The sequence below is a fragment of the Flavobacterium sp. 38 genome (genome assembly GCF_057799715.1).
The window spans coordinates 1,072,936-1,085,285 of sequence record NZ_JBYNWZ010000001.1; the positions used below are offsets into that span (position 1 = coordinate 1,072,936).

Consider the following 12,350-nt stretch of genomic DNA (forward strand, 5'->3'; position numbering starts at 1 on the left):
TAATAGTCTCAAGAAGTTAAAAAGGTTGCGTACAAATTGAAGAAAAAAATAGAGCCTTGAACAAAAGTGCTTTGATCAAGGCTCATAATAAGTTATAAAATGAAAAAAAAATTATTTTACAGTAATGTTTTTTGAAACGTAAACAGGCTGTCCGTTTTCTGTAAAGCCTTCTAAAACAACTTCAAAATTTCCTTTGATATCTGAAGTGTAAAAAGACAATTGGTCTTCTTTAGTTTCTAATTTCACATCAGGTTTCCATAATAATTGATATCTGTAGTCTGGAATCCTTTGCAGTTTATTTCCCGATGTATAATCTGGATTGTTGTATACTTTTTGAGGATTAGGACGCTGAATTTCCATTGTTTTCAGATATTTTTTTGCGTAATTTTCTGAAAATTCATTGTTTTTGGTTTCAAAACTAATTAGACCTCCGTATAGGTTTGGTCCATAAACATAAGGCTCTGTAATTAAACTTACTTTGTTTACATTGGCCATGTTGTAATCAAAAAGATCACTTGGATCCTGAATTAATAATCCGTCTACCAATACCAATGGCGGGCCATAAATTTCTAAGTCCTTTTGTTGATTTCTAACTCTAAGATCGTATTTACCATTTCTTTTTCTGTAATAAAGCTCAACAATAACTTCGACAACATTTTCTTTTAAAGTTGGAAATCTTGTATAGTCATCTAAAACATAAGCTTTTTCAATTGTGCTAAAAAAGGGATTCATAACGGCTTCTGTAACCAAACTGTCTTTTTTAATTTGATAATAAGCATTTTGAATTTGGCTAGCCGTTGATCTTTCTTCAATTTCTTGTTTTAAGTTGGGAGATAAATTCAGCTTTGATGTAAATTGTAATGAAGAACTGTCATACTTTGGAAAACCATCTAAGTGAATAGTGTAGTCATTTCTGTTTTCATCTGTTACTTGCAAAATAGCATTTGGAAAATTAGGAAATTGATCTAGTAAAAATGCAAATTTGCCTTGAGAATTTGTTTTTACAATTTTCAATACATATTCCTTTCCAGGAAGTGATAAAGCGATCGATTTGTTGCTTAAATCCTGATTATTGCTTGATGTAAGATAGCCAGTAATAAGTTCTGATCTTACCTCTGGAATATAGGTAAATGAACTTGTATTAAAAGCAGCATAATTTTCTGCAGATTTCTTGGTGAATTCTGCTGGGGTAAGCTGTTTTAAAGTTGGGATTTGATCTGTTTTTCTGATCGAAACAGAATAATTTCCTTTTTCGATAGTTTCAGTCAGCGATTTCAATTTTAAATTGACTTTTTCTCTAGTATAGTAACTTTCTTTGTCAAATTCAAAATCAATTCTTTTATTATTTTCTGTATTTGAATTTATAATTTGAGTTGTTGTCGCAGTATTTTGCGTGTCAGCAAGATTAAATGTTATGTTATCTGTTGACTCTTGAGTTTGAAACGGATTTATGATGAAAATATCTAGTTGGTGTTTTTGCGAATTCGGATCATTTAGCATCCATTTTGTGTAGGCAACAACTTTGTAATTTCCAGTTTTTAGAGTTGTCGGAATAAAGTAATCTCCCGTTCCAATTCCGTTATCAAGGTATATTTTGTTTTTCTGAACAGATTTTTTTTCGCTGTCAATTAATTCAACATAAGCAATTTTACTGATTTGGCTTGTTTTATTATTTAAAGGATTTAAACAGTACAGCTTGAAAAACAATGTTTCTCCAGTCAAAAAAGTTGTAGTATTTGAATGCAGAAAAATAGTTTCCTGAGTTGAAAGAGTAGGCGTATTTTTATTTTGAAGATGCTGTGCAAAAACAAATCTGTTCTGCATTAACAGAATTACCAAAAGAATGATATGCTTAATTCTTCTAATATTCGCTTGATTATAATATGTGTAAAGATTTCTCATGAATTATAAAAAATTAATCTATCCAAAAAGGAGGGACAATATTAGATGAAAATGACGTGCAGTCACCGCATGGTGGTTTTACCATTCCGTAGTCACCATTAAAATTAGTTGACACGAAGACTAATTCTCTTGATCTTATTAAATTACGAAGTTGTGGTCCGCTGCAAGGAGGAAGTCCTTCACAATCTATAAAATTTTTAATGTCGCAATCAGTTTCATAATAAGGTGGAAGATTTTCTTTTGGAAATAAATCAGCGTAATTAAAAAATATTCTTTCCGAAGAAACAGCAGAAACTTCAAAGAAACCGATCACTTTTTCTGATGGATTTTCTACAGACTTTATATTCCCATAAAAGAAACCAGGCTGTTTTGGAGAAAGAATTCCTCCAGAACTTGAAAGATCTTTTAAAGTTTTATAATAAGTATATGCCGCTAAGTTTTGAATATATTGTTTTACAAAAATGCTATAGCGGTGCGAGATTATATAATTTTGATTGCTGATAAAGCGTACAGGAAAATGTACGCGATCTTCACTTAAGCTATTTGTATTATTTAAAATTATATAATCGGATTTTTTAGTAGAATAGCAAGTTTTGGTTTCTCTATTTCTAGGTCTCACCACTATGTTTTCTCCGGCAGGAGATCCTGGAGTGCCCTCTATCGGATTTTCAGGAACAGCTGGATAGCTTTCCATTACAGCTTCTCTAGGATCCCAAACAGGTGCTATAATTTTATACGTTTCAGTATATTCATAGCGATAGTATTTTGAAGTATTAGTTGGGTCAAAGCTGTTTACGTTTATTTGAACGCCTCTTTCTCCATTTACATTTTCTACGGTCGCAGTTACATTATCTATTTTGGTTTCTGTGGTTAAAATCTGTTCGTCTGAACTGTAATTTTTACCCGCACTTGTTCTAATTTTTAATTGGTATTTTCTTCCAGGTTCGGCTTTGAAAGGTGTAATAGAAGCGTATATAGTATCTTTTTCTTCAAATTGATATTCGTTGCCTTGATCGTCTAAAACAAATACATTCGCACCTTTTTCGAGCCTTGGCCCAGTCTCTTCAAGCTGATAAACCTGTGAAAGTCTTATAGTTTGATTTTTAAGTTCGTTGGTAATCGTTCCCTCTACAACAAGGACGCTTTCAAAATCAGTATTCTGAAAAACATATTGCTCTGTACAGCTGCTAATTGCAAATGTCAGAATGAATAATAATGAGATTTTATATAGGTATTTTTTCATGTCTTTAAAACTTAAAATTATAAGTAATACTTGGAATCGGATAAGCGAAAATAGATGTTTTATAAGCTTTGATTTGTCCTTTGTCTGTAATAAAAAATACGGAGTAAGGGTTGTTTCTTCCTAAAACATTATAAACTGAGATGTTCCAAAAACTATGTGCTAATTTTTTAATTTTATGATTTCCTTCAATATTCAAACCTAGATCAATTCTGAAGTAGTCTGGGATTCTAAACTTGTTACGATCGCTGTATACAGTGTATTGCTCGTTACCATAATCATATCTTCCAATCGGATAAGTAATGGGTCTTCCGGTCTGATAGATAAAGTTACTCGAAAAACTGTAACGCTGTGTAATCTTATAATTTAAAACAGCGCTAAAGTCGTGTGGTTTGTCAAAATTGGAAGCGAAATACTTTCCGTCATTTACTTTTTCCTGCTGAAACTGGCTGTCAAGTTTTATTAAAGATCTAGAATAGCTATATCCAACCCAGCCATTAAGTTTTCCAACCTGCTTTTTAAGTAAAAATTCTATACCATACGCTTTTCCTTCTCCTTGTAAAAGTTCGGTTTCGATGTTTTCGTTTAATAATAACTCGGCACCAACTTTATAGTCTAAAATATTTTTCGATTTTTTGTAATATCCTTCTAAACTAAGCTCAATATCGCCGCCTTTTAAGTTTTTATAGAAACCTAAAGAAACTTGTTGTGCGCTTTCTGGCTTAACATTCAAATCTGAAAGTTTCCAAATGTCAGTAGGAGATTGTGTTGTGTTATTTGATAATAAATGAATATATTGGTAAGTCTTGTCATAGCTGGCTCTTACAGAAAAATCATCGGTAAGAAAGTATCTCGCTGCAATTCTTGGTTCCAATCCGCCATATCTTTTAATGACTTCATTATTGCCGTACGTTTTTGTATCAATTACAGTAGCATCATTAATAGGTACATTTTCTTCGTAAATTCTTTGAGTAGATTTTCCCAAAGCCGCAAAAGTAGAATAGCGTAAACCAAAATCTAGTAGAAATTTGTCACTTATTTTAAAATTATCGCCAATGTATGCCGCAGATTCTAGTCCTTTCTCGGTTTCTACATCAATTGGAACTAAAATAGATTCAGGATTTTTTGGGCTCAGATATCCAGGATCAACAGAGTATAGTTTTGTCGAAATACCATAACTGAATTTATGCTTATCGCTATACAGATAATTCATTTTTAACATTGCCTGAGTTTCGTTGATTTTATATCCAAAATCAAAATTATTCAAGCCTTCAGATTGGTAGTCAATGTTGAATTTGTATTCGCTGTTTGTAACAATAAGCGACCCTTTATTTTTTTCATTAAAAGTATGATTCCATTTTAAAGTCGCCAGTCTGTTGCTGTATTTATATAATGAATCTGAAGAAACACTGAATTTGTCATGGCTATAATACAATGTTGATTCAATATCATTATTGGCATTTATTTTATGATTGTATTTTAGAATAAAATCATAAAATGAGGCTTGGCTATTTTTTAAATTTTCTTCGTCTAAACTTTTTAAAATCCAGTCAGAATAAGTTGCTCTACCACCAAAAACCAAGCTTGATTTGCCTTTTAAGACAGGAGTAGAAAGCATTAAATTACTCGTAACAGGACCAATACCGCCTTCTCCTTGAAATTCGTTTACGTTTCCAACTTTAGAAGTAATGTCAAAAACAGAAGATAATCTTCCCCCAAATTCAGCAGGGATACTTCCTTTATAAATATCCACTTTTTTAGTTGTATATGGATTCAAAGCCGTGAAAAAACCAAAGAAATGCGAAGGATTGTATAGTGTAGCATGATCAAGTAAAAATAAATTCTGATCTTCTTTACCACCTCTTACATTGTATCCAGAAGATCCTTCTCCTGCAGTTTTTATTCCCGGCATTGTTAATGCGACTTTAAGAATGTCACGTTCGCCAAGTACCAAAGGAACGTTTTTAATTCCTTCAGCATCAATTGTCGTTACACCGGTAATTGCAGATTTTGCGCTTTTACTTTTAGTTGTGTTAATTAAAACTTCATCAAGCTGATTGATATTTTCCGTTAAAGCAATATTCAACGATCCGTCATTATAAACCATTATGTTTTTAGTGACTTTATTGTATGAAAATGTCTCAGTTTCTAAAACATTTAAACCGGCGGGAACCTGTAAACTATAATATCCTCTCTTGTCTGTTGAAGCGGTAAATTCTGAATTAGGAATTTTTACTAGAACATTTGCAAGGCCTGAATTATTTTTTCCGCCTCGTACAAAACCTGATAAAGTGTACGTTTTCTTTTTCTGTCCTTTAACTTCTTTTCCGATCAAAACAAGGTCTCTAATATTTTTATTAGGATTTCTTGAGTTTGTCTTTTTTACAGAATCATATTGCTGATAAAAGACAGGTGTAACTTGTCCGTTTTCATCTCTTTCCATAAAACCGCCAAAATAATCATCTGGAAGCTGGCTGTAAATAATACTATTATTTGTTACAATTACTTTGTTTTGAGAGACAAAGTAATTAAAACTTGTATTTTGAAACACGTCATCCAGAACTTCGCCGATTCGAACTTCTTTATATTGTTTGTTTAATAAAGTGCTGTCATTTTCAAACCATTTTTCATCAAAATAGAATTTAAAATAAGATACTTTCTCAATATCCTGGATGGCAGTTTTTATAGAAGCATTTTTAAATTCAACCGTTACTTTGTCGCTAATTACCTGAGAATTGATTATTTGTTGAAAGGCGATTAAAAAGAGTATAAGAGTAATTTTTTTCATTTAATTAGAACTTTTTCTTAAAAAACCATTGATTTGTTTTGCTAGATTTTCCATAAACTGAGTTTTGTCGGAACGTTCTAACTTTCTGTTAGTGCTGTAAAAGCTGTTGATTTCTTTTTTAAGATCTGGGAATATTTTTTTGATGTCTTTTTGAGAATCTACTTTATAAAAATAATTGTTGTATTTTAAGATGTAGTTTATTTTATAAATGAAATTGTAGTAAACACCGTCACTTTGAAAAACTTTTACTTTTTCCTTATAATGTTTAATGTAAAGAGAAACATTATCGATGTAATTTTCTTCGTAAATGCCATTAATAACACTTGGGAATTTCGTTGATTGGGCTTTTAAGTTGACAAATTTCTTGTTTTTTATAAAGAAGTAATCAACTTTTTCGCTAATTAAATTAATTGGAAGGTTTTCTGAAGATCCACCTTGTTTGTATATAACTTGGTCAACTAAAATGTCGTATTTAAGATTGACATTAGAATAAATCTGACCTTCAAAACTAATGTCTCCAACATTAAACTCTTCAAGGTAATATCTGTTTTTGCCTGCAATAGCTCGAAAAGGCTCACTATGTACAATTCCGTTATTGATATTCAAATTGTCTTTTCCGACCGCTTGATCGAAATAATCATAGAGTGATGATTTTTCAACAGATTGTGAGTGTATCTGTGATATGCTTAAGAAGACTCCAAATATCGAAAGATAAATGAATTTTTTTTGGTAATTTTTCAAAGGAAATGTGATTTTTGTTTTTGGATTGATTGGCTCCAAAAGTATTAAAAAAATGTTATAAAAATCACGCAATATTGTTAAAATGTAATAAAAATTTTATTTAATTAAGTTAATAGTATGGAGGTTTTTATTCGAAAATGAAAACTGGTTCCATTATTAAAAAAAAGATTTAAACTGAAAAACCCCAATTCGGTTAAGAATTGGGGTTTTCTATGAATAAACCTTTAGTAAACTAAGATCTGATTACTCTTTTTTATCCTCACGTGGAGGTCTTGGAACAAGTGCTTTTTTAGACACTTTTTCTTTTTTAGTTTTAGGGTCAACTCCTAGATATTTCACTTGGAAAACATCTCCCATTTTAACTACGTCAGCAACATTTTCTGTACGTTCCCAAGCCAATTCAGATACGTGAAGCAATACTTCGTTTCCTGGTGCAGCAGTATATTCTACAACAGCTCCAAAATCAAGCATTTTAATAACTTTCACTTCGTAAGCTTCTCCCATTTGTGGTTTGAAAGTAATAGAGGCAATTTTTGCTAATACCGCTTCAATTCCAGCAGGATCTGTACCTAAAATTTCGATAACACCTTGCTCGTCAACTTCGTTGATTACAATAGTAGTTCCAGTAGCTTTTTGTAATTCTTGAATTACTTTTCCTCCAGGTCCGATTAATGCTCCAATAAAGTTCCCAGGAATAGTTCTAGTAATGATTTTAGGCGCATGAGCTTTAACGTCTGCTCTAGGAGTTGCAATAGTTTCAGTTAATTTACCTAAAATATGCAAACGTCCGTCACGAGCTTGAGCTAAAGCTTGTTCCATAATGTCATAACGCAGTCCTTCGATTTTGATATCCATTTGGCAAGCCGTAATACCATCAGCAGTTCCAGTTACTTTAAAGTCCATATCTCCTAAGTGATCTTCGTCTCCTAAGATGTCTGACAATACAGCAAATTTCTCACCGTCAGTAATTAATCCCATAGCAATACCAGAAACTGGTTTTGTCATTTGAACTCCAGCATCCATAAGAGCCATTGTTCCAGCACAAACTGTTGCCATAGAAGAAGAACCGTTAGATTCTAATACCTCAGAAACAACACGGATTGTGTAAGGGCAATCTGCAGGAATCATATTTTTTAAAGCTCTTTGAGCCAGGTTACCGTGACCAACTTCCCTTCTTGAAGTTCCTCTTAATGGTTTTGCTTCACCAGTAGAGAAAGGAGGGAAGTTATAGTGTAAGTAGAATTTCTCTTCACCTTGCTCAGATGGAGAATCGATTTGGTTTGCTTCTTTAGAAGTTCCTAAAGTTACAGTAGCCAAAGCTTGAGTTTCTCCACGTGTAAATAAAGAAGATCCGTGTACTCTTGGTAAATAATCAGTTTCACACCAGATAGGTCTGATTTCTGTAGTTTTTCTACCATCAAGACGCACGCCTAATTCTAAAACTACATTACGAACAGCTTCTTTGTTTGTTTTGTAGAAATATTTAGAAACTAAATCACCATCAGCAGCCAATTCTTCTTCTGTAAATAAAGCTTTTACTTCTTCTTTTACTTCAGCAAATGCAGCGCCTCTTTCGTGTTTAGCAGATCCAACTTTTGCAATAGCATAAATTTTATCGTAAGCCGCTTCTTTTACTTTTTTGTAAATTTCTTCATTTTCTTTCTCACCTTCGTAAGTACGAATTTCTTTTTTACCAAAAGCAGCTTGTAAGCGGTATTGTGCTTCAATTTGAACTTTGATCGCTTCGTGAGCAAATTTAATTGCTTCAATCATTTCAGCTTCTGAAATTTCTTTCATCTCACCTTCAACCATTGCTACAGAATCCATAGAAGCTCCAATCATCATATCGATATCAGATTTTTCTAATTCTTCTCTACTTGGGTTGATTACTAATTTTCCGTCGATACGTGCAACACGTACTTCAGAAATTAAGTTGTAAAATGGAATATCTGAAACTGCTAATGCTGCAGATGCTGCTAAACCAGCTAATGCATCTGGCATAACTTCTTCGTCATGAGACATCAACTGAATCATAACTTGTGTTTCTGCATGGTAGTCATCTGGGAAAAGCGGACGTAAAACACGGTCTACTAATCTCATTGTTAATACCTCGCTGTCGCTAGGGCGAGCTTCTCTCTTAAAGAAACCTCCTGGGAAACGACCAGCTGCTGCAAATTTTTCGCGATAATCTACCGTTAATGGTAAAAAGTCAACGCCTGGGTTTGATGTGCGAGCTGAAACTGCTGTTGCAAGAATCATAGTGTCGCCCATTCTTACTACTACAGAACCATCTGCTTGTTTAGCTAAACGCCCTGTCTCGATTGTGATGCTTCTGCCATCACCTAAATCGATTTTTTCTACAAATAATTGTGGAATCATAAATTTTTTCCTTATTGATTATACAATGGGTTTTAGTTGTGTTGTAGTTGTTGTTGTGTGTAGTTGTTGTTATCTAAAACCCAATGAAAAACCAAACTTTTTTTCTTGTAATATGCTTGTAATAAACAGCTGTAATGTAAAAACAAAAAGAGGCACTCTCGCACCTCTTTTCTATATTGATTATTTTCTGATATTCAATACTTTGATAATCTCACGATATCTGTTGATATCTTTCTTTTTCAAGTAGTCCAACAAAGCTCTTCTTTTACCAACTAATAGTACAAGAGAACGCTCAGTGTTGTAATCGTGACGATTTTTTTTCAAGTGTTCAGTTAAGTGAGAAATTCTGTAAGTGAACAATGCAATTTGACCTTCTGCGCTTCCAGTGTTTGTTGCACCACCGTGTTGTGCGAAAATCTCTTCTTTCTTTTCTTTGCTTAAATACATTCCAATATTATTTAATGATTTTTATGTATGTCATACAACTTTTGTAAGACGAGTGCAAAATTAGATTAAAAAAACAGAAAAATCAAAAAAAAAATAAAAGAATCTAAAAATAAGGAGTTAAGAAATTCTTTTTTAATGATTTGAAGCCGATTTTTTAGCAACTTCTTTTCCTTTTGATGGATAAGAATAACTTATATTATTTTCATCTGTCTTTGTTCCGGAAATTAAAACACCCTTTTCGTATTTTTCAATAAAAGTAACTTTGTTCAAAGTATCCGTTCCTTGCCAGATGCCTTGTTTCAGCCCATCTTTGATAGTTCCTTTTTGTGTTGTAAATCCTTCGGTTCCTTCATATTCTCCATTTCCATCGGTAACAATCTGCTCTTTATTTTCATTCCAAAAATTTAAAAGCAATGTTTGAGATGTTTTGGTTTTCGGATTCCAAATATTCTGTTTTTCAGACTTTTTAATTTGGTTTTCATACCAATTGATTTCTTTTCCTTCTTTATGATCTTCTTTGAAATTGATAACAGCTTCTTTTGATCCGTTTTTAAAAAAGTAAATAAACTCGCCGTCTTTTTTCAAAATATCGCGGTCCAAAGTGCAACCTGTCATTTTCTTTCTTCCGTTCTTGTAAAAGTCAGTCACAACATAGCGTGGGCTTACTTGCGAATAGTTTGTAATTACTCTGGTGTAAATTTGATTTTCAGGTTTGCATTCACGATTTAAAGAGTCTAGAAAGATCTTTTTTGAAACCATGTTAATTTGCGCAGACAGACTAACTGAAATTAGCAGAAGCAAAAATATGAAGATGTTCCTTTTCATTCAGTTCTATTTTCTATTAAAAATAGTTTATCTAGAATAATTTAGCAACTTCTTGATTCACAAATTCTAAAAATCTTTCGTCAGCTTCTGTAAACGGATCAATAACGTGGCTGTCAATATCTATTTGTCCGATGTTTACTCCATTTACAAAAAGAGGCACGACAATTTCTGATTTCACAGTTAAACTACAGGCAATATAATTGTCTTGAGCTTTAACGTCTGGCACAACAAAATTGGCATTGCTTTCTGCGACCTGTCCACAGATTCCTTTTCCAAACGGAATAACAGTATGATCGGTTTCTGCGCCAACGTAAGGGCCTAAATGTAAAGTTTTAGCGTCGTGATTGGCAAAATAAAAACCAACCCAATTATAATACTCTACGTTTTCGTTTAAAAGCTGACATACTGCCAATAATTTTTCGTCTCTAGTTGCTTCATTGCCAGCGATAATTGCGCTTATTTTTGGTTGTAATTCTTGAAATGTCATAATGTAAAAATTTATACAAAAGTATTTAAAGCTGAACTTAAAAAATACATAAATTTGAAAAAAAAATCTCTTGAAAAAATATTTAATCCAGTTTAAGCCATTCTTGATTTTCGTAAGCATCTTTTTCCTCACCTATATTGTGCTTACACTGCTTTATAAGTTTTATTTAAACAGTTATCAGGTCGAAGATCTTGACGGAGTAACGATGCTTTCTGGCAGAAATTCAGAGCAATTGCTAAAACTGTTTAATTACGATGTCATAATTCAGAAAAACTCTCAGAATCCGTGGCAGGATATTATTTTAAATGGTAGATATATCGCCCGCATTACCGAAGGATGTAATGCTGTAAGCGTGATGATACTCTTTGTATCATTTGTAGCCGCTTTTTCGGGAAATTTAAAAAAGACTCTATTGTTTATATTTTTAGGTCTTATATCTATTTATATATTGAATGTCATAAGAATTTCTCTTCTGATTGTACTTGTGTATAACTTTCCGCAATATACCAGATTTCTGCATGGAACTTTCTTCCCATTGATGATTTACGGATATGTTTTTGTTTTATGGATTTTCTGGATTAATAGATTTTCAAAATATGCTAAATAAATTAAAAGAGAATCAGTTTAAAATTTTTACCGCAATTATTGTGGTAATAGGCCTTGCTTTGATTAGAACATTTGAAAATAAATTGTTTTACGATCCTTTTCTGGTATATTTTAAGGCCGATTTTCATTCAATTCCTTATCCTGAAGTACAGAATTTAAAGCTTTTTTGGGGGCTTTTTCTGCGTTATTTTTTAAACTCGGTATTGTCTCTTTTACTGATTTATGCTTTGTTTCAGAATCGCGATATTTTTAAATTCAGCTTGTTTGTATATGCTTTCTTTTTGGTTGTTCTTTTAACTTCATTTTTTATAATACTCCAATTTTTTCCAGATGCTGGCTGGCTTCTTTTTTATGTAAGAAGATTTATAATTCAGCCTATTTTGGTATTATTATTTATTCCTGGGTTTTATTATCAGCTTCAAAAAGCTAAAAAATAACATTTGTTTTAGTTTTTTATCGACAGTTTTTGAATAGCTTTGCAGTATGAATTTGAAAAAGTGTACAGGCCTATTTTTAGCGTTCCTTTTATTGGTTTCCAATATTGGGTTTGCTTTTGATGTGCACTATTGTGGAGGACACATTGCTTCGGTTTCTTTAAAAACTACAGCAGAACCCGTAGTTGAAAAGAAATGTTGCGGTTCTAAAGAGAAAAAGAATTCTTGCTGCAAAGACAAAGTTGTTCATTTCGAAAAAAAATCAGATGATGCAACAATCAAATTCTTCTTTTTTCAATTTGCTTTCCCAGCAGTTATACAAGATTACAAACCTCTTGTCTTTTTAGAACTTCCAAGTTTCAAAAAGAAAGAAGTTCTTTCGTATTATGCTGATGCGAATGCGCCCCCCTTATTTAAATTATACCATCAGTATATTTTCTATTCCTGATTTTAATGTTAAGATGCACTGCAAGTCTTGATTAAGGCTTTGCGTTTACATTT

Annotated in this window: 11 protein-coding genes; 3 read left to right on the forward strand and 8 right to left on the reverse strand. The window is 32.4% G+C overall.

The annotated features are described in order from the left end of the window. Positions 1-111: 111 nt before the first annotated feature. The 8 genes from AC3E9W_RS04655 to AC3E9W_RS04690 all read right to left on the reverse strand — a co-directional run bounded on the left by AC3E9W_RS04655 (position 112) and on the right by AC3E9W_RS04690 (position 10,809). On the reverse strand, positions 112-1,902 hold the full coding sequence (locus tag AC3E9W_RS04655; protein ID WP_488767185.1) for a hypothetical protein: 1,791 nt from the start codon (positions 1,900-1,902) through the stop codon (positions 112-114). A gap of 13 nt (positions 1,903-1,915) precedes the next feature. Then, positions 1,916-3,145: a DUF4249 domain-containing protein gene (locus AC3E9W_RS04660; protein WP_488767187.1), complete on the reverse strand. Its 1,230-nt coding sequence runs from the start codon at positions 3,143-3,145 to the stop codon at positions 1,916-1,918. Between the two features lie 4 nt (positions 3,146-3,149). After that, the gene (locus AC3E9W_RS04665) at positions 3,150-5,930 is read right to left on the reverse strand and encodes a TonB-dependent receptor (RefSeq protein ID WP_488767188.1); all 2,781 of its coding nucleotides are present in this window, start codon (positions 5,928-5,930) and stop codon (positions 3,150-3,152) included. Beyond that, entirely contained in the window at positions 5,931-6,671 is a 741-nt protein-coding gene (locus AC3E9W_RS04670) for a hypothetical protein (RefSeq protein ID WP_488767190.1), read from the reverse strand. A gap of 243 nt (positions 6,672-6,914) precedes the next feature. After that, on the reverse strand, positions 6,915-9,050 hold the full coding sequence (locus AC3E9W_RS04675) for a polyribonucleotide nucleotidyltransferase (RefSeq protein WP_306155770.1): 2,136 nt from the start codon (positions 9,048-9,050) through the stop codon (positions 6,915-6,917). A gap of 180 nt (positions 9,051-9,230) precedes the next feature. Beyond that, positions 9,231-9,497 (reverse strand): 30S ribosomal protein S15, encoded by a 267-nt coding sequence (gene rpsO / locus AC3E9W_RS04680; protein WP_111288334.1) that lies wholly within the window; start codon positions 9,495-9,497, stop codon positions 9,231-9,233. 132 nt (positions 9,498-9,629) lie between these two features. Then, a complete protein-coding gene (locus tag AC3E9W_RS04685) occupies positions 9,630-10,256 on the reverse strand; it encodes a toxin-antitoxin system YwqK family antitoxin (RefSeq protein WP_488767192.1) in 627 nt (208 codons plus the stop codon). Between the two features lie 97 nt (positions 10,257-10,353). Beyond that, positions 10,354-10,809: a GAF domain-containing protein gene (locus AC3E9W_RS04690; RefSeq protein WP_488767194.1), complete on the reverse strand. Its 456-nt coding sequence runs from the start codon at positions 10,807-10,809 to the stop codon at positions 10,354-10,356. Between the two features lie 70 nt (positions 10,810-10,879). Here AC3E9W_RS04690 and xrtF point away from each other — a divergent pair, with 70 nt between their 5' ends. The 3 genes from xrtF to AC3E9W_RS04705 are packed head-to-tail and all read left to right on the forward strand — an operon-like array spanning position 10,880 to position 12,297. Next, the gene (xrtF, locus tag AC3E9W_RS04695; protein WP_488767195.1) at positions 10,880-11,416 is read left to right on the forward strand and encodes an exosortase family protein XrtF; all 537 of its coding nucleotides are present in this window, start codon (positions 10,880-10,882) and stop codon (positions 11,414-11,416) included. After that, the gene (locus AC3E9W_RS04700; protein WP_488767196.1) at positions 11,406-11,852 is read left to right on the forward strand and encodes an exosortase F system-associated membrane protein; all 447 of its coding nucleotides are present in this window, start codon (positions 11,406-11,408) and stop codon (positions 11,850-11,852) included. Before xrtF ends, AC3E9W_RS04700 begins: the two co-directional genes overlap by 11 nt. Before the next feature lie 46 nt (positions 11,853-11,898). Next, complete coding sequence (locus tag AC3E9W_RS04705) at positions 11,899-12,297, forward strand: HYC_CC_PP family protein (protein ID WP_488767197.1); 399 nt, start codon at positions 11,899-11,901, stop codon at positions 12,295-12,297. Positions 12,298-12,350: the final 53 nt, after the last annotated feature.